This is a genomic window from Cryobacterium breve (genome assembly GCF_027594785.1).
In the GTDB taxonomy this organism is placed as follows: domain Bacteria; phylum Actinomycetota; class Actinomycetes; order Actinomycetales; family Microbacteriaceae; genus Cryobacterium; species Cryobacterium breve_A.
Map to the genome: position 1 here is coordinate 806257 of NZ_CP075584.1, position 23313 is coordinate 829569.

General features: G+C 69.0%; 13 protein-coding genes and 5 pseudogenes. 7 read left to right on the plus strand and 11 right to left on the minus strand.

All coding sequences use genetic code 11. The features are described from left to right. Position 1: 1 nt before the first annotated feature. From KIV56_RS03925 to KIV56_RS03945, 5 genes are read right to left on the minus strand one after another with little or no spacing between them, the layout of a single operon-like run. Positions 2-310 carry a hypothetical protein gene (locus KIV56_RS03925; protein WP_281535229.1) on the minus strand — a complete coding sequence of 103 codons (309 nt, stop codon included), beginning with the start codon at positions 308-310 and terminating at the stop codon, positions 2-4. Next, on the minus strand, positions 310-1815 hold the full coding sequence (gene gatB / locus KIV56_RS03930; RefSeq protein WP_281535230.1) for an Asp-tRNA(Asn)/Glu-tRNA(Gln) amidotransferase subunit GatB: 1506 nt from the start codon (positions 1813-1815) through the stop codon (positions 310-312). Before gatB ends, KIV56_RS03925 begins: the two co-directional genes overlap by 1 nt. Next, complete coding sequence (gene gatA, locus KIV56_RS03935; protein WP_281535231.1) at positions 1815-3362, minus strand: Asp-tRNA(Asn)/Glu-tRNA(Gln) amidotransferase subunit GatA; 1548 nt, start codon at positions 3360-3362, stop codon at positions 1815-1817. Before gatA ends, gatB begins: the two co-directional genes overlap by 1 nt. Positions 3363-3364: 2 nt before the next feature. Further along, entirely contained in the window at positions 3365-3661 is a 297-nt protein-coding gene (gene gatC, locus KIV56_RS03940; protein ID WP_281535232.1) for an Asp-tRNA(Asn)/Glu-tRNA(Gln) amidotransferase subunit GatC, read from the minus strand. 35 nt (positions 3662-3696) lie between these two features. Further along, complete coding sequence (locus KIV56_RS03945) at positions 3697-4944, minus strand: alpha/beta hydrolase (RefSeq protein ID WP_281535233.1); 1248 nt, start codon at positions 4942-4944, stop codon at positions 3697-3699. Between the two features lie 256 nt (positions 4945-5200). On the opposite strand from KIV56_RS03945, the gene KIV56_RS03950 reads away from it, so the two are divergent. The 3 genes and pseudogenes from KIV56_RS03950 to KIV56_RS03955 all read left to right on the plus strand — a co-directional run bounded on the left by KIV56_RS03950 (position 5201) and on the right by KIV56_RS03955 (position 6497). After that, positions 5201-5737, plus strand: coding sequence for a PadR family transcriptional regulator (locus KIV56_RS03950; protein ID WP_281535234.1), 537 nt, complete (start codon positions 5201-5203; stop codon positions 5735-5737). Positions 5738-5808: 71 nt separating this feature from the next. Continuing rightward, positions 5809-6252 (plus strand): annotated as a pseudogene (locus KIV56_RS20185) (alpha/beta fold hydrolase); the annotation flags it as partial. Positions 6253-6338: 86 nt separating this feature from the next. Beyond that, a complete protein-coding gene (locus KIV56_RS03955) occupies positions 6339-6497 on the plus strand; it encodes a hypothetical protein (protein WP_281535235.1) in 159 nt (52 codons plus the stop codon). A 35-nt stretch (positions 6498-6532) separates the two neighbouring features. Here the strand turns inward: KIV56_RS03955 and ligA are convergent, their stop codons facing one another. From ligA to KIV56_RS03970, 3 genes are all read right to left on the minus strand, one after another. Beyond that, positions 6533-8863: an NAD-dependent DNA ligase LigA gene (ligA, locus tag KIV56_RS03960; protein WP_281535236.1), complete on the minus strand. Its 2331-nt coding sequence runs from the start codon at positions 8861-8863 to the stop codon at positions 6533-6535. Beyond that, positions 8856-10085 carry a tRNA 2-thiouridine(34) synthase MnmA gene (gene mnmA, locus KIV56_RS03965; protein WP_432432596.1) on the minus strand — a complete coding sequence of 410 codons (1230 nt, stop codon included), beginning with the start codon at positions 10083-10085 and terminating at the stop codon, positions 8856-8858. The genes ligA and mnmA overlap by 8 nt, the downstream gene beginning before the upstream one ends. 99 nt (positions 10086-10184) lie before the next feature. Then, entirely contained in the window at positions 10185-11420 is a 1236-nt protein-coding gene (locus KIV56_RS03970) for a cysteine desulfurase family protein (protein ID WP_281535238.1), read from the minus strand. Between the two features lie 84 nt (positions 11421-11504). Here KIV56_RS03970 and glgX point away from each other — a divergent pair, with 84 nt between their 5' ends. Both glgX and ybaK read left to right on the plus strand, forming a co-directional pair. Beyond that, positions 11505-13547 (plus strand): glycogen debranching protein GlgX, encoded by a 2043-nt coding sequence (gene glgX, locus KIV56_RS03975; RefSeq protein ID WP_281535239.1) that lies wholly within the window; start codon positions 11505-11507, stop codon positions 13545-13547. Positions 13548-13576: 29 nt separating this feature from the next. After that, positions 13577-14065, plus strand: coding sequence for a Cys-tRNA(Pro) deacylase (gene ybaK / locus KIV56_RS03980; RefSeq protein ID WP_281536058.1), 489 nt, complete (start codon positions 13577-13579; stop codon positions 14063-14065). Here ybaK and glgP read toward each other — a convergent pair. Further along, positions 14062-16653 (minus strand): annotated as a pseudogene (glgP, locus tag KIV56_RS03985) (alpha-glucan family phosphorylase). The gene ybaK and the pseudogene glgP sit on opposite strands and share 4 nt — an antisense overlap. Positions 16654-16861: 208 nt before the next feature. Here glgP and KIV56_RS03990 point away from each other — a divergent pair. Together KIV56_RS03990 and glgB are read left to right on the plus strand one after the other, a co-directional pair. Continuing rightward, positions 16862-18839, plus strand: a pseudogene (locus tag KIV56_RS03990) (alpha-1,4-glucan--maltose-1-phosphate maltosyltransferase). Then, positions 18836-21074: pseudogene (gene glgB / locus KIV56_RS03995) on the plus strand (1,4-alpha-glucan branching protein GlgB). Before KIV56_RS03990 ends, glgB begins: the two co-directional pseudogenes overlap by 4 nt. Positions 21075-21203: 129 nt before the next feature. Here the strand turns inward: glgB and KIV56_RS20190 are convergent. Together KIV56_RS20190 and KIV56_RS04005 are read right to left on the minus strand one after the other, a co-directional pair. Then, positions 21204-22179 (minus strand): annotated as a pseudogene (locus KIV56_RS20190) (co-chaperone YbbN). A 51-nt stretch (positions 22180-22230) separates the two neighbouring features. Continuing rightward, complete coding sequence (locus KIV56_RS04005) at positions 22231-23046, minus strand: hypothetical protein (protein ID WP_281535240.1); 816 nt, start codon at positions 23044-23046, stop codon at positions 22231-22233. Positions 23047-23313: the final 267 nt, after the last annotated feature.

The window sequence follows — 23313 nt, forward strand, 5'->3', positions numbered from 1 at the left end:
ATCACGCTTCCGGCGCCGGCTCAAGAGAGGCCTGGGCGACCCGGGCCGACAGGTGCGGGCCCGAGCCGTCGAGCCCGTAGAACGGCTCGTCGAACTGCACGGTCCAGATCGCCTCCCGACCCGAGACCGGGGCGTACAGTGCTGCGCCGTCGGAGTCCCCCGCACCGACGATGACGCCGATCGGGTCTTCGACCATTGACTCCGGGTAGCGACTCCGGTCGAGCCGCACCAGGACCTGCATGCCGACGCCGAAGACGGCGCGGCTCGCAGCCCCGTCGGGCGCGGGCTCGCGTCGCTTCCAGAGGGCCATTATTCCGCCGCTCCCGCCCTTTCGAGTACGAGTTCCCGTACCCGAGCGGCATCCGCCTGCCCGCGCATGGCCTTCATGACGGCGCCGATCACGGCACCGGCCGCCTGGACCTTGCCGTCGCGGATCTTCGCGAGGACGTCGGGCTGGGAGGCGAGCGCGAGGTCGATGGCCTCGATGAGCGGGCCGTCGTCGGAGACGACGGCGAGGCCGCGGATCTCCACCACCTCGAGTGGGGTGCCTTCGCCGGCGATGACGCCCTCGAGCACCTGGCGTGCCAGGCGGTCGGTCAGCGTACCCGCGGTGACGAGTTCGATGAGCGCGGCGAGCTGCGCCGGCTCGACGAGCGAGTCAGCGGAGACGCCCGCGACGTTCGCGAGGCGGGCGACCTCGCCGGTCCACCACTTGCGGGCCGACTGGGCGGATGCCCCGGCGGCGACGGTGGCCTCGACCGCGTCGAGCAGGTCGGAGTTGACCACGTCCTGGAACTCGAGGTTCGCGAAGCCCCAGTCGGCCTGCAGGCGCTTGCGGCGTGCGGCGGGCGGCTCCGGCAGGGTCGCGCGGAGTTCTTCGACCCAGGCGCGGGAAGGCGCGACGGGGACGAGGTCGGGCTCCGGGAAGTAGCGGTAGTCGTCGGCGTCGGACTTGGGCCGGCCTGCGGACGTGATTCCGGTGTCCTCGTGCCAGTGCCGCGTCTCCTGCGTGATGGTTCCGCCGGCGGCGAGGAGCGCGGCCTGGCGCTGGATCTCGTAGCGGACGGCACGTTCGACGCTGCGGAGCGAGTTGACGTTCTTGGTCTCCGTGCGGGTGCCGAGCTTTCCCGAGCCGCGCGGGCGCAGGGACACGTTCGCGTCGCAACGCACGTTGCCCTCTTCCATCCGGGCGTTGGATACCCCGAGTGCCTTGACGATCTCGCGGATCGCGGCCACATAGGTGCGGCCGATCTCGGGTGAGTCGGCTTCGCCGCCCTCGATCATCTGGGTGACGATCTCGACGAGGGGCACGCCGCCGCGGTTGTAGTCGACGAGCGAGTAGTCGGCGCCCTGGATGCGGCCGGTCGCGCCGCCGACGTGGGTGAGCTTTCCCGCGTCGTCTTCCATGTGCGCACGTTCGATGTCGACCGTGACCAGGCGTCCGCTTTCGAGCTCGATCGTCAACTGCCCGTTGAACGCGATCGGCTCGTCGTACTGCGAGGTCTGGAAGTTCTTCGCCGTGTCGGGGTAGAAATAGTTCTTGCGGGCGAAGCGGGAGTATTCGGCGATCTCGCAGCCGAGGGCGAGCCCCAGGCGGATGCTCGACTCGATCGCCTTCGCGTTCACCTGCGGGAGCCCGCCGGGGAGTCCGAGGCAGGTCGGGCAGGTGTTCGTGTTCGCACCCTGGCCGAATTCGTTGGCGCAGCCGCAGAACATCTTGGTCTTGGTGTTGAGTTCGACGTGCACCTCGAAGCCGAGCACCGGCTCGAACAATTCGAGGGCCTTGTCGTAATCCATCAGTTCAGCCTTCTTCATCAGACGGCTCCCCCTTCGCTCGCGAACATTTGTGTGGGCGCCAGCTTCGGCGCAAGGCTGAGCAGGGTGTGTCCCCAGTGCGCTTCGAGCAGCTGCTCGACGGCGGCACCGAAGGTGTACAAGCGGGCGTCCTGCTTGGCGGGCGCCATCACCTGAAGCCCGACCGGGAGGCCGTCCTCCGGCGCGAGGCCCATCGGCAGGCTCATCCCGGGGATGCCGGCGAGGTTCGCCGGGATCGTGGTGACGTCGTTGAGGTACATCGCCATCGGGTCGTCCATCTTTTCGCCGAACTTGAACGCCGTGGTCGGCGCGCTCGGGGAGAGCAGGACGTCGACCTTTTCGAAGGCGGCGTCGAAGTCGCGCTGGATCAGGGTGCGCACCTTCTGGGCGCTGCCGTAGTAGGCGTCGTAGTAGCCGGCGCTCAGGGCGTAGGTGCCGAGGATGATCCGGCGCTTGACCTCGGGTCCGAACCCGGCGTCGCGGGTCGCGGCCATGACGCGTTCGCTCGTGAGCGGTCCCTCCGCCGGGTCCACGCGGATGCCGAAACGCACCGAGTCGAAGCGGGCGAGGTTGCTCGAGGCCTCGGCAGGGAGGATCAGGTAGTACGCGGCGACGGCGTATTCGAAGCTCGGCGCACTGACCTCTTCGATCTCGGCGCCGGCTGCGACGAGCATCGCGAGGGTCTCGTTGAAGCGCTGCAGGACTCCGGGCTGGAACCCGGGGCCGGACAACTCCTTGACGACACCGATCCGGACGCCGGTGAGGGCGCCGTCGACCCGGCCCGCGATCGCGGCGGCGGCCATCGAGGGCCAGCGGTCGGTCAGCGAGGTGGAGTCGAGCGGGTCGTGACCGCTGAGCACGTCGTGCAGGAGCGCGGCGTCGTAGACGGTACGGCTGACCGGACCGACCTGGTCGAGCGAGGAAGCCAGGGCGATCGCCCCGTAGCGGGAGACGCCGCCATAGGTCGGCTTGACTCCCACGGATCCGGTGACGGCGGCGGGCTGGCGGATCGATCCGCCGGTGTCGCTGCCGAGGGCGAGGGGCGCTTCGAACGCGCTCACAGCTGCGGCGGATCCTCCGCCGGAGCCGCCGGGGATCCGGTCGAGGTCCCAGGGGTTGTGGGTCGGGCCATATGCGGAGAACTCGGTGGAGGAGCCCATCGCGAATTCGTCCATGTTGGTCTTGCCGAGCGGGATCAGTCCCGCCTCTCGGACGAGGCGCACGACCGTCGCGTCGTAGGGCGGGATCCAGCCCTCGAGGATCTTCGAGCCCGCGGTCGAGGGCATGTTGCGCGTCGCGAGCACGTCCTTGATGGCGATGGGCACCCCGGCGAGCGGACCGAGCACGGCACCGGCGGCACGCTGGGCGTCCACGACGGCGGCCGCGGCGAGGGCGTTCTCGCCGGCCACGTGCAGGAACGCGTGCACGTCGGTGTCGACGGCAGCGATGTGGTCGAGGTGGGCCTGGGTGGCCTCGACGGAACTGACGGCACCGCTCGTGAGGAGGATGGACAGGTCGGCGGCGGAGAGACGGGTGAGGTCGGTCATGGTTACTCCTCGTCCAGGATCGCCGGCACGCGGAATTTGTCGCCGTCGAGGTCGGTCGAGCCGGACAGTGCTTCTTCAACGGACAAGGACGGCACGACGACGTCGGCGCGGAAAACGTTGGTCAACGGCATCGGGTGGCTCGTCGCGGGAACTTCGGGCGTTGCGACTTCGGCGACCTTCGCCACCGAGTCCACGATCTGGCCGAGTTCGGCGGTGAGGCGGGTGATCTCCTCCGGGCTGAGGTCGATCCGGGCGAGGTTTGCAAGATGCGCAACCTGCTCGGCCGTGATTTCAGACATGTTGCTCCGATTGTGGTTGAGGTGAAGACCCAATTCTATTCGGAGCCGTTGGTGACCAAGTCCGCGTTGTCCGTTCCGATCAGCGCCATGTTGTGCAGCGACTCGCTTCCCGGCTCGAAATAGGCGTTGTGGCCGAGCGAGGCCGCGAGGCTGGCGCCGGTGATCCGGTCGGTCGAGCCGCCGACCCCGAGCGGATGCGCCCCGTACGATTCCGCCCCCGGGTCGCTCCCGAAGAAGGCACTGTTCACGGCCGGATCCCAGTCCGCCTTTCCGACCCAGACGTTCTCACCCGTCACATGCAGGCTGGCAGCCGACTGGATCTGGCTTCCCGGCGATCCCACGAGCACAAGGGCGTCCACGTCGAACGAGCCGCGGGCGAGGGCGGTGAGCGCGACGGTGGAGCCGTAGGAGTGCGCATAGACGGAGATGAACGGTTGGTGCGACCGACGGTCCGAGCGGATGCCGAGCGAGGACTTCTCGAGGAAGTCGGCTCCGACGATGGCCTTGTCGAGGCCGCCGACACTGAACAGGTCGGGGACCTCGTAGCCGATCCAGGCGACCGTCGCGATGCTCGCATCCGCTTGGCGCGTGGCAGGGGTCGCGCGTTCGGCGAGCACCTTCTCCTGTTCCGTGTACAGGGCGTTCGCCGTGTCCGTCCAGTGCACGATCTCGGCCTCGACGGTGTAGTTCATGCCGGGAACGAGGAAGCCGACGTAGTCGGCGGTGTCGGGATTGCCGAGCGCGATGGCCGCGCGACCCCCGCCCGTGCTGTCGAGCAGGATCAGGGAGCGGCGCGGTCCCGCATCGGATTGCCGGAGTGCGGTGCGCACCTGGTCGAGGATGGCGAGCTCGTGGGTGGCGCTTGTGCGGTCTTCGTCGCTCAGCGTGCCCGCGAGGCGCTGCTGGGTCTCGGTGATGCTCTCAGTGAGGTAGCGGGCGTTCGCGCGGCCACGCTCCCGGAACGGGATGCCCTCGAGGTTGCCGACGAGGCGGGGTGCCGCTGCGAGGAGCGACGAGCGTTCGCTGCCGCCGAGAGACGTCCACCAGCCGGTGACCTCGGTCGCGGCCGGTGGGACGGCGAGGAGGGAGTCGAGCTGCTCGGGGAAGTCCAGGACGAAGCTCGAGATGTCCGCGACGGGGAGCCTGGCCAGCCCGGCGAGGAGGCTCGACCCGCGCAGGAAGCGGAGGGAGTTGACGTCTCCGTCGATCGACGAGACCGGTTCGAGGCCGAGGGGCTGCAGTCCCAGGTCCGTGTCGCTCGACGCGACCGCGTATTCGTGCACCTGAAAGGCCTCGCTGGCACCATTGAACACCAGCGAGGAAGCTAGAAGAATTGCCGCGCCTACCAGCAAACCTGGGTACGTCCCCTCACGAACACCGAGCGGTGGATCAGCACGGTATCAAGTGCACACCCTGCATTTTTAGAATATCGAAATTGACGACGGTTTTGGTTGAACTTTGTCCCCGGTCCGGGTGAGATTATTCGAGCCATGAAACCGGGTATTGCGCTCTCGCATATATGCATGGTCTTATATACCCATGTCGCTCACCATTGCTCTCCTCGGGATGCTCGAGCTCTCGCCCCTCTCCGGGTACGACCTCAACAAGAAGATCGAGGCATCCGTCATTCATTTCTGGTCTGCGGATCAGTCCCAGATCTACCGCACGCTCAGCCGTCTGGTCGCCGACGGACTCGCCGAGGTCACGGTCATCCCCCAGGACGGCAAGCCCGACCGGCGCGAACACCGGATCACCGCGGCGGGCCGCGAGGCTCTCGACGCCGCGCTCAGGGCGCCGCTGGAACCGGAGACCCCGCACGAGTCCTTCCTGATGCGCCTCTTCTTCGCCGACGGGCTCGGAATCGACGGTGTCCGCGAACTCCTTCACGCGCGAAGAGAGGACGCGACCGGGCTCCTCGCGCGCCTGAAAGTGATCGACGCCCGGGGTTCGGGGCGACCGGACGACGTCGGCCAGGCACTGCGACGGGCCACGCTCCGCAACGGAATCGTCCACGCCGAGGCTGAACTCGCCTGGCTCGACGAGACCGAATCCGCCCTGGTCACGGCCGCACGGTGACCGGCTATCCGCTCGAGCACGGCGCCGAGGCGCCCGGCTCGGAGACGATCGTTCTGCTGCACGGCGGCACAGTGGCCTCCTGGTCCTGGCAGCCTCAGGTCGAGGGCATGCCGGACCGGCACGTCCTCACACCGGACCTGCCTGGCTTCGGCTCCCGGTCGGGGGAAGAGTGGCAGTCGCTGGATCGCACCGCGGACGACGTGGCCGAGATCATCCGCTCCCGGGCCAGGGGCGGGAGCGCCCACGTGATCGGGCTCTCTCTCGGCGGGCTCGTCGCCGTGCGCCTGATGGCGAGGCACCCGGAGCTCATCCGGTCCTGTCTCATCTCCGGCGCACCGCTGGCCGGCATCCACGGAGCTTCGCGGTTCCTCAACACCCTCCAGCTGCGCCTGTGGGACAAGGCCTGGTACTGGAGGGCGCAGGCGAAGGCGTTCGGGCTACCTGCGGATGCCGTCGATCTGTTCGTCGACCACGGCCTGGGGATCCGGGCAGACAACGCGGCACGCGTGTTCGCGGACGTCAACCGGGGCGGCTGCCCGGATTCTCTCGGCGACTACCGGGGTCCGCTCCTCGCCGTTGCAGGGGGAAGGAGTCGCGCCTGGTGCGGCGGAGCTTTCCCGAGATGCGCCGCAGGCTCCCGCAGACCCTCACCTGGATCGCTCCCGGCATGCACCACGTCTGGAGCATCGAGAACGTCGGGCTCTTCAACCGGATGGTCCTCGGCTGGGTCGACGACCGGACGGCTCCCGAGCCCGACTGACGGATCACCGGATCGGCCGGCCGGTCCGGCGCCGGTCAGTCGGTCGGTGCGGTGGCCGTGCCGTCGGTCGGGTCAGCGGTCACATCGGCGGTCACGTCGGCGTCGGCGCCATCAACCACGTCGAGTGCGGCAGGGCCGCCGGTGACGAGGAGCCGGAATTGCGCGGCGTCGAGGATGCGCAGCCCGAGGGCCTCAGCCTTGGTGAGCTTGGAGCCCGCGCCCGGCCCTGCGGCGACGAAGTCGGTGTTCTTCGACACGCTCGATGCGCTCTTCCCGCCTGCGGAGATGATCGCCTCCTGGGCTTCCTCCCTCGTATAACCCTCGAGCGACCCGGTCGCGACGACGGTCAACCCGGCGAGCACTCCCCCGGCCGCAGCGGCGGCGCCAGGACCCGGGTGGCCGGGCGTCTGGAACTGCACGCCGGCGGCGGTCCACTGGCCGACGATGTCGCGGTGCCAGTCGACCTCGAACCAGTCGATGATCGCGTCGGCGATGATGCCGCCGACCCCGTCGACTTCGGCGAGTTCGTCGCGGGTCGCCGAACGGATCGCGTCAAGGCCACCGAAGTGGCCGGCGAGGGCGCGCGCGGCAACCGGACCGACGTGGCGGATGTTGAGCGACACCAGCAGGCGCCAGAGCGGTTTCGTCTTGGCGAGTTCGATTTCGGCGAGCAGCTTGACCGCGCTCGACGACGGCTGCGGACCGGCGAGGCCCGACCGCTTCTCGGCGGCCGTCGGGTTCCGCCGGAACGGCGTGCGCAGCCGGATCGTGCCGTCTTCCTCCTCGCGGGGCAGCCCGGTCTCCGCGTCGCGCACGACGACCTCGATCGGGGTGAGGTCGTCGAGGGTGAGGTCGAAGAGGCCGGCCTCCGTGCTCAGCGGCGGATCGATCGGCACGGTCGGCTGGGTCAGGGCGGCCGCGGCAACCTCGCCGAGCACCTCGATGTCGAGTGCGCCTCGGGACCCGATGTGCTCGACCCGCCCGCGGACCTGAGCCGGACAGCTGCGCGCGTTCGGGCACCGGAGGTCGATGTCGCCCTCCTTGGCAGGGGCGAGCGGAGTGCCGCACTCCGGGCAGTTCGCCGGCATCACGAACGCGCGTTCGCTGCCGTCGCGCAGGTCGACGACCGGGCCGAGAATCTCGGGAATCACGTCGCCGGCCTTCCGCAGCACGACCGTGTCGCCGATCAGTACCCCCTTGGCCTTGACGACGTCCTGGTTGTGCAGGGTGGCCTGCCGCACCTCGGAGCCGGCGACGCGCACCTTCTGCATCACGGCGAAAGGGGTGGCGCGGCCGGTTCGGCCGACGCTCACGACGATGTCGAGCAGCTTCGTGTTGACCTGCTCCGGCGGGTACTTGTATGCGATCGCCCAGCGCGGCGCCCGGCTGGTTGCCCCGAGCTCGGCGTGCAGGGCGAGTTCGTCGACCTTGATCACGATGCCGTCGATCTCGTGGGAGACACTCGCCCGGTGTTCGCCGTAGTACGCGATGAAGGCGGATGCCCCGCTCGCCTCCGGCTCGACGCGGAAGTAGCTGCTCGTCGGCAGCCCCCAGCCGGCCAGGAGCGCGTAGACCTCTGACTGGGCGTCCGCCTGCGGATCGGCCCAGGCCCCGATGCCGTGCACGAGCATCCGCAGCCGGCCGAGCCGTGCGCGCATCAGGCGCAGGGCCTCAGGGCTCTTGCCCTCCGCCTTCTGGCGCAGCGAGCCGGCCGCGGCGTTGCGCGGGTTGGCGAAGGGGCGTTCCCCGGCGGCGACCTGTTGGGCGTTGAGGTCCGCGAACGCGGCGACGGGGAAGAAGACCTCGCCGCGCACCTCCATCAGCGCCGGATGGCCGGTACCGGACAGTTTTTCGGGGATGCCGGGGACCCAGTGGATGTTCTCGGTCACGTCCTCGCCGACGACGCCGTCGCCGCGGGTCGCCGCGGTGACGAGCACGCCGTTCTCGTAGCGGAGGTTGATCGCGAGGCCGTCGATCTTGAGTTCGCACAGGTAGTGCACGGGACGGCCGGCGTCGCGCTCGACCTTGGCGGCCCAGGCCTCGAATTCCTCGACCGAGAAGACGTTGTCGAGGCTCAGCATCCGCTCGGCGTGCTGCACGGGCGAGAACAGGCTCGTCTCTGCACGGCCGCCGACGGTCTGGGTGGGGCTGTCCTGGCTCGCAAGCTCGGGGAACTCGCCCTCGAGAACCGCGAGGCGCCGGACGAGTGCGTCGTAGTCGGCGTCGGAGATGACGACCTCGTTGCGCTCGTAGTACGCGTCTCGGGCGTCGATGATGCGCGCGGTGAGGTCCGCCACCTCGGCGGCGGCCCGCTGGAGCTCCGGCGGCGTGGAGTCGTCGGGTACGGCGCTCGCGGTGTCAGGCACGGGCGGCAGGAGCGTCGACCAGGGTCGGTTCAGCGGATGCAGCGGACACCGGTGCTGAAGAAGGCTCGGGCACCACCGAGGGCACGGCCTCCGCGCCGGGAACGGGAACGGCGCTCACCGTGCGGTCGATCGTGCACTGGCCGAGCACGCGGGTGCCCACATAGAGCACAGCGGTCTGGCCGGGGGCGACGCCCGTCAGGGGCTCGCGGGGGGTGATCACGAGTTCGGTTGTTCCTGCGCCGGTCGATTCTGCGCCGGCCGGGACCGGCACGCTCACGACCTGTGCGACGGCGGGTACCGGGTCGGCGTGCGCGCGAATCTGCACGTCGCAGTCGAAGGCGGTGCCGGGGTGCTCGGGCGGCAGGCCTGTCCAGGTGAACTTCGAACCGGCGATGAGGCCGATCGCAAGCGCTTCCTTCGGGCCGACGACGACGGTGTTGCTGATCGGGCGCACCTCGAGCACGAAGCGCGGTTTGCCGTCTGCGGCCGGCGTGCCGATCTGGAGGCCCTTGCGCTGGCCGACGGTGAACGCGGCGGCGCCCTCGTGCCTGCCGAGGGTGTTGCCCTCGCGGTCGAGGATGTCGCCTGCGGTCGCCGGGACGCGCTCGGCGAGCCAGCCGCGGGTGTCGCCGTCGGGAATGAAGCAGATGTCGTAGGAGTCGGGCTTGGTGGCGACGGAGAAGCCACGCTCTGCGGCTTCCGCACGCACCTCGGCCTTGGACGGCGTCTCGCCGAGCGGGAACATCGAGTGGGCGAGCTGCTCGGCGGTCAGAACGCCGAGCACGTAGGACTGGTCCTTCGCCCAGGCGCTCGCACGGTGGAGTTCCCGGTTTCCCGCGGCATCCGTCTGGATGCTCGCGTAGTGGCCGGTGCAGACGGCATCGAAGCCGAGGTCGAGGGCCTTGTCGAGGAGGGCGGCGAACTTGATGCGCTCGTTGCAGCGCATGCACGGGTTCGGCGTACGCCCGGCGGCGTATTCCGCGATGAAGTCGTCGACGACGTCGAGCTTGAACCGCTCGGAGAAGTCCCACACGTAGTAGGGAATGCCGATGATGTTCGCGGCCCTCTGGGCGTCCATCGAGTCCTCGATGGTGCAGCAGCCGCGACTGCCGGTGCGCAGGGTTCCGGGCATGCGGCTCAGGGCGAGGTGCACGCCCACGACCTCGTGCCCCGCTTCCACCGCGCGCGCCGCTGCTACCGCGGAGTCGACCCCGCCACTCATTGCTGCCAAAACCTTCACCGGGCAAGTGTAATCGGGAGCCCCGGTTTGACCAATGCGGGTTTCCGGTCGCGGGCCGGGACGGCGCACGGGGTCAGCGGGTCAGCGGGTGGGCGTGCGGTCGTTCATGCCGGCGCGGCTGGCCTGGGCGTGCGCCACCGGCAGGGCAGTCAGGAAGGCGTCGACGTCGGCCTCCGTCGAATCCCGGCCGAGGGTGATCCGCAGCGCGCTCCTGGCCTCCGCCTCGCTGCGGCCCATCGCCCGCAGCACGTGCGAGGGCTCCGGGATGCCGGCCTGGCAGGCCGAGCCCGTCGACACCGAGATTCCGGCGGCGTCGAGAAGGAAGAGGAGCGACTCCCCCTCGCAGCCGGGGAAGGTGAAGTGCGCGTTGCCCGGCAGGCGCTGCTCGAGCGGCCCATCGGGTGTCGGACCGTTGAGCACTGCGGTCGGGACCGCAGCATGCACGCCGGCGATCAACCGGTCCCGGAGCGTGCGGAGGCGCTGGTTGCGTGCGGGCAGATCGCCGAGGGCGGATGCCGCGGCTGCGAACGCGACGGCGGCCGCGACGTCCTGGGTGCCGCTGCGGACCTGGCGCTGCTGCCCGCCGCCGTGGATGAGGGGCACGATGCTGGCCCGGCGCGAGAGCACGAGGGCGCCGATGCCGACCGGCCCGCCGATCTTGTGGGCGGAGAGGCTGAGGGCGACGATGCCGCCCGCTGAACCGCCGGTGCCGCCGGACGTGCCTGCGCGGCCCGCGCCGCTGAGCGCACGGAAGTCGATCGGAACCTGGCCGTAGGCGGACACGGCGTCGATGTGCACCGGGATCCCGTGGGCCGCGGCGAGCTCGCCGATCTCGGCGACGGGCTGCAGGGTGCCGACTTCGTTGTTCGCGGCGAGCAGGCTGAGCAGCGCCACGTTCCCGGGGTCGCTCGCGAGGGCATCCGCCACCCGGGCCGGGTCGACCCGGCCGGCCCTGTCGAGCGGAAGCCACCCGGGTTCAGCGCCGTCATGCCGTTCGAGCCATTCGACGGTGTCCATGGTCGCGTGGTGTTCGCCACCGGGAAGGAGGATGCGGGGACGCGGGGCTCGCGCCCAGAACAAGCCTTTGATGGCGAGGTTGATCGCCTCGGTGCCGCCCCCGGTGAAGACGACCTCGATCGGGTCGCAGCCGACACTCCCTGCGACGATCTCGCGGGCTTCCTCGAGCATCCGCTTGGCGTTCTGACCCTGGCTGTGGATGGAGGCGGGGTTTCCGACGACGCTCATGGCGTCGACGTACGCCTCGATGGCCTCGGGCAGCATCGGTGTCGTCGCGGCGTGGTCGAGATAAATCGACAAAATACCCTCTTCCGCTCGGTTTTCGGCTGGCCCGGCGCACGCCGGTGGTCACGGCCAGTCTCCGTACTCATTACTCTAGAACGCATGACTCACGCCGATCCCCTGCACAACCTCGGCGTGCGGCTTTCCGCCGGGGTCGGTGAACTCCGTGTCTGGTCGCAGAACGCCGAGGCCATGGACCTCTGCATCTTCGATTCGACGGACCCGAACTGGATCGTCAAGACCGTGCCGATGACCCGCGACGCAGACAATGTCTGGTCCGGTCGCAGTCGCACCCTGTCCGCGGGCCGCCACTACGGCATCCGTGTCTCCGGGCCTGCAGCGCCCACGAATTCGTTCCACCCCGAGAAGACCATGGTCGAGCCATACTCGCGCGGCCTGGTCCGGGTCGGCCCGGAGCAGTGGCAGTCCGCCGTCGTCGACGACGCCTTCGACTGGGCCGGTTCGGTGAAGCCGAAGATCGCGCTCGACCACACCGTCGTCTACGAGGCGCACGTGCGGGGCATCAGCAAGCTCAACCCGGCCATTCCCGCCGACCTTCGCGGCACGTATGCCGGCCTGGCGCACGAGTCGACCATCGCGTATCTCAAGGAACTCGGCGTCACCACGGTCGAGCTCCTCCCCGTGCAGGCGTTCGTGTCCGAGCAGCGACTGCTCAAGCAGGGCCTGACGAACTACTGGGGCTACAACACCTTCAACTTCTTCACCCCGCACGCCGACTACGCGACGATGGCGTCCCAGTCTGCGGGCCCGGAGGCCGTGCTGCGCGAGTTCAAGGGCATGGTCAAGCTGCTGCACGAGGCCGGCCTCGAGGTGATCCTGGACGTGGTCTACAACCACACCGCAGAGGAAGGCCCCGGCGGCCCCGCGAGCAGCCTCCGCGGCATCGACAACGCGACCTACTACCGCCAGAACGGCGCCGGCGGCTACATCGACGTGACCGGCTGCGGCAACACCCTCAACGTCTCCCACGAGGTGCCGAGGCGGCTGGTGCTCGACTCGCTCAAGTACTGGGCGAACGACGTGCAGATTGACGGCTTCCGCTTCGACCTCGCGGCCACGCTGAGCCGCGGCGACAACGTAGAGTTCCAGCGGGACCATCCGCTGATCAGGTCCATCCAGTCCGATCCGGAACTGGCCGGGGTCAAGCTCGTCGCCGAGCCATGGGACGTGGGCATGGGCGGCTGGCAGACCGGTAACTTCCCGGACGGCTGGACGGAATGGAACGACCGGTACCGTGACCGCATGCGCTCCTTCTGGCTCACCGACATCGCGGCTGCGAGGGACGGCCACTCCGGCAGCGGCATCGGCCGGTTCGCGACCCGGCTGGCCGGCTCCGCGAACACCTTCTCCAGGGAGCGCGGCCCGCTTGCGTCGCTCAACTTCATCACGGCGCACGACGGCTTCACGATGGCCGACCTGACCGCGTACAACGTCAAGCACAACGTCGGAAACGGCGAGTCCAACCGCGACGGCACCGACAGCAACAACTCCTTCAACCACGGCGCAGAGGGGCCCACGCGCGACCGCGGCATCCTCGCGACCCGGCGCAAGGCGATGCGCAACCTCCTCGGCACGCTCTTGCTCTCCGCCGGCATCCCGATGCTGACGGCCGGTGACGAATTCGGTCGCAGCCAGCGCGGAAACAACAACGCGTACTGCCACGACAGCGAGCTGACCTGGCTGAACTGGGACCTCGACGACTGGCAGATCGACCTGCACCGTGTCACGAAGAAGCTGCTCCAGCTGCGCCGTGAGAACCCGGCCCTCCGCCCGGTGTGGTTCGGCCGTTCCGGCGAAACCACCCTGAGCGCGAGCGAGATGGACTGGTACAACATCGAGGGCAAGTCGATGTCGGAGGACAACTGGCACTCCCCGAAGGAGCGCACCCTGCAGTACCTCGCCGCGTCGACGCCCGAGTTCGAGGAGTTCAACCGGATCCTCCTCATCGTGCAGGGCCGCGAGCGCGACGTGACGGTGACGCTGCCAGAGCACGCCGGCGTCTCCTCGTATTCACTGCTCTGGGATTCGAGTCACGACGACCTGAGCGACGCGGTCATCGAGCACATCCCCGGCACCCGCCTGCTCGTGCCGGGTGCGTCGATGCAGTTGTTCCGGGCGAGCTAGTCCGGCCCGGTCGCAGAGGAGCAGGAGTGGTGAAGAAGCACGACGGCGCCGGTGGGACTCCCGCGACGGTCGCGCTCACGCACGCGGGCATCCGTTTCACGCCGCACGCCTACGACCACGACCCGTCGGCGACGGGGTACGGCCTCGAGGCCGCTGCCAAACTCGGGCTCGACCCGGCCCGGGTGTTCAAGACACTGCTGGCGGATGCCGATGGCACGCTCGTCGTCGCCGTCGTGCCGGTCGCCGGCCAGCTCGACCTCAAGGCCCTGGCGCACGCGGCCGGCGCCAAGAAGGCCGTGATGGCCGACCCGAAACTCGCCGAGCGGAAGACCGGCTATGTGCTCGGCGGCATCAGCCCGGTCGGGCAGAAGACCCGCCTGGTGACCGTCGTCGACGAGACCGCCCTGCTGTACGACACCGTGTTCGTGTCCGGCGGCCGCCGCGGGTTCGACATCGAGCTGGCGCCGGCGGACCTCCTCGCCGCCACCGACGCCCTCACCGCCGCTATCGCGCGCTAGCCGGCTACGGCGATCAGGCCCATCTCGGCCGAGCTCACGAGCAGGTCGTTCTTCGGGACGACGCGCACCGTGTACCCGAACGCGCCGCCGCGGTCGAGCGCGACCGTTCCCGTGAAGAGGGTCGCACCGCCGGTTTCGGGCGTGTCGGAACCGTCAGCGGCATCCGGGTCGACGACCGCTTCGAGCGCGAGGGTGTGTACACCGCTCAGCTCGTCGTTGGCGAGGCTCTTCCCGTAGACGACCTCGACGGTCACGTCTGCGGGGTCGAGCCCGTTGAGCCTGAACATGGGCACGCAGGTGCAGCTCGTCGCCGACCTTGGGAACGGAGGCGACCCCGCCGGACTCCACGTGGGCGACGGATACGCCCGGCCACTTGGCGACGATGCGCCCCTTCCACACGGCGAGTTCGCGCGCGGCGCGGTAGTTGTTCGCGGACAGGCGTGCCTCGGCGGCCCCCGCGGGGCGGTAGAGCTTCTGCACGTACTGGCGCACCATCCGGCCGGCGTTGAGCTCCGGGGAGAGGGTGGCGAGGGTGTGCCTGATCGAGGCGACCCAGCGCTCAGGGACCCCGTCGGAGTTGCGGTCGTAGAAGCGGGGCGCGACGTGGTGCTCGATGAGTTCGTAAAGCGCGTCCGCTTCGATGCGGTCGCGCTCGGCGGAGTCGCCGGCCGCATCGGCGGACGGGATCGCCCAGCCGTTCTTGCCGTCGTAGTACTCGGGCCACCAGCCGTCGAGGATCGAGAGGTTGAGCGCTCCGTTGAGTGCCGCCTTCATGCCGGAGGTGCCACACGCCTCCAGGGGCCGCAGCGGGTTGTTGAGCCAGACATCCGTGCCCGGGTACATCAACTGGGCCATGCCGATGTTGTAGTCAGGCAGGAAGGCGATGCGGGTGCGCAGGCTCGGGATCGGCCGCGAACTGCACGACCTTCTGGATGAGGCGCTTGCCCTCTTCGTCGGCGGGGTGCGACTTGCCGGCGATCACGATCTGGATCGGGTGCTCCGGGTGCAGCAGCAGGGCGCGGAGCCGCTCGGGGTCGTGCAGCATCAGGGTCAGGCGCTTGTACGTCGGCACCCGGCGGGCGAAGCCGATGGTGAGCACCTTCGGGTCGAAGACCTGGCCGATCCAGCCGGGAACGATGCCGCCCGGGTTCTGCACGAGCCAGGCCGCTGCGATGCGCCGGCGGGCGTCCTCGACGAACTGCAGGCGCATCGTGCCGCGCACGGACCAGAGGTCGTCGTCAGTGATCGCGGGCGACGCCCAGTCGGCCTCGGAGGTATCGCTCGTGCCGAGGCGGTCTTCGGCGAGGTGGAGCAGAGAGGGGTCGGTCCAGGTCGGGGCATGCACACCGTTGGTGATCGAGTCGATCGGCACGTCCTCGGCGTCGAAGCCCGGCCAGAGCCCCTTGAACATCCGCCTGCTGACCTCGCCGTGCAGCTTGGAGACGCCGTTGGCGCGCTGGCCGAGCCGCAGGCCCATCAGGGCCATGTTGAACACGTCGGGCGAGCCGCCCGGGTAGTTCTCCGCGCCGAGCGCGAGGAGCTCGTCGACACCGACGCCGGGAAGGAGATCGGTCTCGAAGTACCGGCGTACGAGGCTGCGCTCGAACCGGTCGATTCCCGCGGCGACGGGAGTGTGGGTTGTGAACACCGTTCCGGCGCGCGCGACCTGGAGCGCCTCGGCAAAGCTGAGTCCGTCTCCGATCAGGCTCGAGATGCGTTCGAGGCCGAGGAAACCGGCGTGGCCCTCGTTGGTGTGGAACACCTCGGGTTCCGGCCGGTTGTTGAGGGCACTCCAGACCTTGACAGCGCGCGCGCCGCCGATGCCGAGGAGCAGTTCCTGCAGCAGCCGGTGCTCGCCGCCGCCGCCGTAGAGCCGGTCGGTGACGAGGCGCAGGTCGTCGGCGTTCTCGGGGATGTCCGTGTCGAGCATCAGCAAGCGGATGCGGCCGACGTTCGCCTGCCAGACCCGGGCGTGCAGGGTGCGGTTGTCGGGGAGCGCGAGGGGACACCTGTACGGCGGAACCGTCGGCCCGCCGCAGGACGGACAAGGGCAGCCCGTCGGGGTCGAGCAGCGGATAGCTCTCGATCTGCCAGCCGTCCGGGGAGATCGCCTGGCTGAAGTAGCCGGCGCGGTAGAACAGGCCGACGCCGATGAGAGGGACGCCCAGGTCTGATGCGCTCTTGAGGTGGTCACCCGCGAGGATCCCAAGTCCGCCGGAGTATTGCGGAAGCGCGGCGGCGATGCCGAACTCCGGGGAGAAGTACGCGATCGACTCCGGCTTGTCGCCCTCGAGGCCCTGGTACCAGCGCGGTTCCTGCAGGTAGGACCGCAACCCGTCCCTGATCGAGTTGACCCAGGAGACGTATTCGTGGTCCGCGGCGAGCGCCACGAGCCGGGCCGGATCGACGGCGCCGAGCAAGGCAACGGGATCAGTGCCGATCTCGCGCCACAACTCGGGTGAGATGTGTTCGAAGAGTTGGCGGGTCGGCTCGTGCCAGGACCAGCGCAGGTTGCCGGCAAGCTCATCGAGTGCTGCAAGAGCCTCGGGCACGACGGTACGGACTGTAAATTTACGGATCGCCTTCACGCGTCCCAGCCTAGAGGCGCTGGCGCGTCTGTGTGCTGTTCCTCCCCGGAAACCGCACAATTCGCGCTACGGTCATCTTGTGGCAAAGACAGCTAAACGTGCGAATGTTGTTCCCGAATCCGTGGCAGGCGCCGGCGCCGGTACGGACCTGATTCCCCCTGCGAGCCCGGGCAGGCGAGGGAGGGAGGAACCGACGCGCATCACGCGCATCCCGATCCTCGACCTCGCGCCCCAGCTGGCCGACAACCTGTGGCCCGCCAAGGCCTTCGTCGGCGAGGCCGTCCCCTTCGCGGCGACGGCATTCCGCGAGGGCCACGACCTGATCGGGGTCACCCTGCTCCTGACGAATCCCGAGGGCGCCCGGACGGAGCACCGGATGCATCCGGGTGCTCCGGGAACCGACCGCTGGACCGCCCTCGTCACCCTCGACCGCCAGGGCGTCTGGCAGTACCGGGTGCGGGCGTGGGCCGACGAATGGGCCACGTGGGTGCACACCGCCGAGATCAAGGTTCCCGCCGGGATCGACATCGAGCTGACCTTCCTCGAAGGATCCGTGCTCCTCGCCGCCGCCGGAACGGACAAGCGCCGCCCTGCCGCAGAACGTCGCGCCTTCGCGCAAGCCGCAGCGAGCCTCACCGACCCGGGCATCTCGGTCGATGATCGCCTCGCCCTGTTGGACACCCCGTCGCTGAACGCGTTCATCACTGCTCGCCCGCTCGCCGGACTGTCGTCGACCTCGGCGCAGCGCGCCGTGCGGGTGGAGCGCACCCGGGCCGGCGTCGGCTCCTGGTACGAGTTCTTCCCCCGCTCAGAGGGTGCCGTGCAGCGCGCAGACCACTCCTGGCAGAGCGGAACCTTCCGCACCGCGGAGGATCGCCTGCCGGGGGTCGCCGCAATGGGCTTCGACGTGCTGTACCTGCCCCCGATCCACCCGATCGGCCGTTCGTACCGCAAAGGCCCGAACAACACCCTCAACGCCGGGCCGAACGACCCCGGCTCGCCCTGGGCGATCGGATCGGAGGACGGCGGCCATGACGCCATCCACCCGGACCTCGGCACCGTCGACGATTTCCGGCACTTCCTCGCCGCGGCCGCGGAGAACGACCTCGAGGTCGCCCTCGACCTGGCCCTGCAGGCCTCACCGGACCACCCCTGGGTGAGCGAACACCCGGAGTGGTTCACCACCCTTCCGGACGGCAGCATCGCCTACGCCGAGAACCCGCCCAAGAAGTACCAGGACATCTACCCGATCAACTTCGACAACGATCCCGCCGGCATCCGTGCCGAGGTGCTGAGGATCGTGCGCTACTGGATGGGCCTCGGAGTGCGGATCTTCCGGGTGGACAACCCGCACACCAAGCCCCTCGATTTCTGGGAGTGGCTGATCAACCGGGTCACCGAGGAGAACCCCGACGTGATCTTCCTCGCCGAGGCCTTCACCCGTCCCGCGCTCATGCAGGCGCTCGGCAAGGTCGGATTCCAGCAGTCGTACAGCTACTTCACCTGGCGCAACACGAAGACCGAACTCGAGGAGTTCTTCCACGGCCTCGCGACGACGACGGCGGACTTCTACCGGCCGAACCTCTTCGTGAACACCCCCGACATCCTCTCCGAGTTCCTCCAGGTCGGCGGCCACGCCGCCTTCAAGATCCGGGCCGCCCTCGCCGCGACGGCCGCCCCGACCTGGGGCATGTACGCCGGGTTCGAACTCTTCGAGAGTGAGCCGCGCCCCGGTGCCGAGGAGAACATCGACAACGAGAAGTACGAATACCGCCCGCGCGATTTCGCGGCGGCGGAAGCGGCAGGCGAATCGCTCGCGCCGTACGTCTCGTTGCTCAATTCCATTCGTCGCGCGCATCCCGCGCTCGGCCAGCTACGGAACCTCGACCTGCACACAAGCGACGACGGCGCCGTGCTCGTCTACAGCAAGTACCTCGACGCGGCGCACACCGGTACCGGCAGGCTCCGACGCGATCATCGTCGTCGTCAATGTCGACCCGCATTCCGTGCGGGAGACCATCGTGCGACTCGACGTCACCCGTTTCGGGCTCGAGCCCGGCACGGTCTTCGAGGTCGAGGAACTGATCACCGGGGCCGTCTGGACCTGGACAGCCGACAACTTCGTGCGACTGGATGCCGCTGCCGAACCGGTACACATCCTGCACGTCAGAGGAGCAGCACGATGACGCCACAGTCCCCCCGCCCCGCCACCGTGCCCGTGGTCGCCCCGGACATCCTGCAGGCGGTCGCCGAGGGCCGGTACTACAACCCGCACGAGATCCTGGGCCAGCATCTCGTCGGCGGAACCAAGATCGCGGATCCGCTCACCGTCATCCGTGCGCTGCGTCCGCTCGCGAGCGAGGTCTTCGCGATCCTCGAGTCCGGCGCCCACGTCGAGCTCGCGCACATCGGCTACGGAGTCTGGCAGGGCGTGACCACGGTCGGGCTGCAGGCATACGAGCTCGAGGCCCGGTATCCCGACGCCCCCACCTGGATCGTCGACGACCCGTACCGCTTCCTGCCGACGCTCGGCGAACTCGACCTCCACCTCATCGGCGAGGGCAGGCACGAGCGTCTCTGGGACGTGCTCGGCGCCCACTATCACCCCTCCTCGGCCCTGGCCCCGCTGCCGACCGACGAAACGGCCGGCCTCGTCGCAGGCACGTCCTTCTCGGTGTGGGCCCCGCACGCGCGGGCCGTCCGGGTGATCGGCGACTTCAACTCGTGGAGCGGCATCCTGCACGCCATGCGCAACATGGGCAGCACGGGCGTCTGGGAGCTCTTCGTCCCCGGCCTGCAGCCCGGGTCCAACTACAAGTTCGAACTCCTCGCCCAGTCGGGCGAGTGGGTGCGCAAGGCCGACCCGATGGCCCGCTACACGGAGGTGCCGCCCCTGACCGCCTCGGTCATCGGCGAGACGCACTACGAGTGGGCGGATGCGGAATGGCTCGCCGAGCGGGCCAGGACCCAGGCCCACAAACGGCCGATGAGCATCTACGAGATGCACGTCGGATCCTGGCGTCCCGGGCTCGGCTACCGGGACCTCGCCGACCAGCTGATCGGCTACCTGCACGAACTCGCGTACACGCATGTCGAGTTCATGCCGCTTGCCGAGCATCCGTTCGGCGGGTCGTGGGGCTACCAGGTGACCGGCTACTACGCACCGACCAGCAGGTTCGGCCACCCGGACGACCTGCGCTACCTGATCGACCGACTGCACCAGTCCGGCATCGGCGTCATCATGGACTGGGTGCCCGGGCACTTCCCCAAGGACGACTTCGCCCTCGCCCGCTTCGACGGGCAGGCGCTCTATGAGCACGCAGACCCCCGACGCGGCGAGCAGATGGACTGGGGAACCTACGTCTTCGACTTCGGCCAGACCCAGGTGCGGAACTTCCTCGTCGCGAACGCGCTGTACTGGCTCGAGGAATTCCACATCGACGGTCTCCGCGTCGACGCGGTCGCCTCGATGCTCTACCTCGACTACTCCCGCGAGGACGGCCAGTGGGAGCCGAACATCTACGGCGGAAACGAGAACCTCGAGGCGATCAGCCTCCTGCAGGAGGTCACCGCGACGGCGTACAAACGCAACCCGGGCACGGTCATGATCGCCGAGGAATCCACCAACTGGGGCGGGGTGTCTGCGCCGACCAGTCGCGGCGGCCTCGGCTTCGGCTTCAAGTGGAACATGGGCTGGATGCACGACTCGCTCGAATACACGAGCATCGACCCGATGTACCGCTCGTACCACCACAACGAGATCACCTTCTCGTTCGTCTATGCGTTCAGCGAGAACTTCCTGCTGCCGATCAGCCACGACGAGGTCGTGCACGGCAAGGGCTCGCTCGTCACCCGGATGCCGGGAGACGACTGGCAGAAGCTCGCCAACGTGCGGGTCTACCTGTCCTTCATGTGGGCGCACCCGGGAAAGCAGCTGCTGTTCATGGGCCAGGAATTCGGCCAGGCTCCAGGAGTGGAGCGAATCGCGTGGCCTGGACTGGTGGCTGCTCGACCAGTCCCCCCATCGCGGGCTGTTCACCCTCGTCGGTGAACTCAACCGGGTCTACCGGGGTAACCCGGCGCTCTGGGAACGCGACACCGACCCGTCAGGGTTCGAGTTGCTCGACGGCGGGGCCGCGGCGCAGAATGTCGTCTCGTTCCTGCGCTGGGACGATTCGGGCACGCCGATCGCATGCGTGTTCAACTTCGCCGGCCAGCCGCACACGGGCTATCGGGTGGGCCTTCCGTTCGCGGGAGTGTGGGACGAAATCCTGAACACGGACGCACAGAACTTCGGCGGTTCCGGAATGGGGAACCTGGGCCAGGTCACCGCGACGGAGGAACCGTGGACCGGGCGACCGGCATCCGCCCTCGTCACCCTCCCGGCCCTTGCCGGAGTCTGGCTGCGCCTGCGCCGCTAGACGCCGCTGCTCGCTGTACTCCGCGAGAGTACGAAAATGGCCCCTTCCCTGGTCGGGAGGGGGCCATTTTCGTACTCTCGCGGAGCTACGCCGGCTACGGAGCTACCCCGGCTAGGGGAGCTGCGCTGGCTAGTAGAGCAGCATGGTGAGGCGCTTGCGCGTAGGCGCGACCCTGGGGTCTTCCTGGCCGATGACCTCGAACAGGTCGAGGATGCGTTCGCGGATGCGGTTCTTGCCCGCGGCGTCCTGGTTCGGGAAGAGCGTGAGGAGCCGATCGAAGGCGTCCTCGATGTGCCCGCCGGAGAGATCGAGGTCGGCGACGAGGAGCCTGAGCGTCGAGGTCATCCGGTGCCGCAGCAGCCGCTGCGCGGATTTCGGCAAGCGTCTTGCCCTGGAGCCTGGCGAGCAGTCCCACCTGGGCGAGGCCGGCGACCGAGAGGTTGTCCCTGGGGTCCCTGGCAAGGGCCGTCTTGTAGATCGCGATCGCTGCGTCGTAGTCGCCGCGTTCGATCGCCTCGTAGGCCTCGACATGGTGAGGCGGGAGTTCGGGCTCTGGCGGGGCGACCGGGGTCGCGGCGTCCGGTCCCTCCGGAGCGACCGCCGTCCCGACGACGCCGTGCTCTGCCGCGAGCTCGAGCACGCGCTCGAAGACCGCGCGGACCTGATCGTCAGCGATCACGCCGTTGAAGAGCGCGACGGGCTGGCCGCCGATGACCGCGGCGACGGTCGGGATCGACTGGGCTTGGAAGGCCTGGGTCAGTTGCGGGTTCGTGTCCACGTCGACGGTCGCGAGCACGAACCGCCCGGCGTACTCGAGGACCAGCCTGGTGAGGACGAGGGTGAGCTGGGCGCTCTGGTCGCTGCGCGCCGACCCCAGATCGACGATGACCGGAACGGTCGCAGACAGGTCGAGGATCTCGCCGAAGTTCGCGTCCGTCCCCTGGAACACGAGGCTCGGAACCGGCACGGCCCCTGCAGGGCCCGGCTGCCCGGGCGCTCCGCCTGCACCGACTCCCCCGGCCGCCGGTGCCGGCGGACGGTTCAGCAGGGACGACAGATCGACGGCACCGCGCATGCTGGCGGCGGACGGGGGGACAAGACTCATGGAAGCTCCGTAGACGAGATCAGTCCCTGGGCGAAGCCAAGGAGGACAATTTTATCGCTCGAACCGGCGGCGGGAACGTGGAACAGGAGCCTGGTCGGCGTAGGTGTTCTTGAAGCCCTTCGCGGTGGCGGTGAGGCCGGAAAGGGCCTTGCTCGCGACCGCGCCCTCACCGGGGCTGACCGTTGCGGCGGCATCGACGGGTTTGACGGTTTCCGTCTCCTCGAGACTCACGGCGACGATGCTACCCGAATCGTTCGTCGCGAGGGCGAGCGTCGGGCCGGTGCTCGCCTTGGCGCCGAATTCGATCGACGCCGTCGTCGGCAGCTTGGCTTTCTTGTCCGCCTTGTTCGCGTCGATCTGGGTACGGAAGCTGTCGCCGGTCGCCTCGAACAGGGCGAACGACGGGCTCGCCTCGCCTTTGCTGAGGATGTCGGCGTATGCCGCCGCAACCTGGTCCGGAGGCAGGAGCATCAGTTTCGAGTCCGGGGCAATGATCGGCGCACCGATCGTGGCGGGGGCCAGGTCCGGGATTTTCGCGGACGGCTCGAGCTGCACGGCGTATTCGACGAGGTAGCTCGCCCGCGCAGACTCCTGGCGCAGCACGACGACGGTCGGGGCGACATCCGGTGTGTCCTTGTTCTGCACTACGGTCATCACGACGCGGGGCCAGGTCGCAGACTGCTGCGGGAGTGAGAGCGTGAGCGGACCCGCAGGGAGCGCTGCGAGTGCCGGGAAGTCGGGGGCGATGGCGCGCACCTTGTAGTTGGCGAGGCGCTGCTCGAAGGCGGGACCGGTGAACCGGGTCGAGAGAATGTCTGCGCTCAGGTTCTTGTCGCCGTCTGCGGCGACCGCGGAGATCTTGGCCATGATCCGCTCGAGCCTGCGGCACCGTCACCGCTGCCGGAGGCACGTCCTTGATCACGACGGCCGCCCCGCTCGCGTCCGGCGTCGGGCTGAGGGAGGCCGCATCGGTGGGGGTCGTGCCCGGCCAGAATTCCGAGGAGCACCCCGTGAGCACGAGTCCGGATACGAGCATCACGGGAACGACGGCGATCAGGGACCGCCCGATCGACCGTCGCCCGGTGATCTCGCTGGCCTTGATGGACTTGGGGCGCGGCGCGCGCGGAAGTCGCG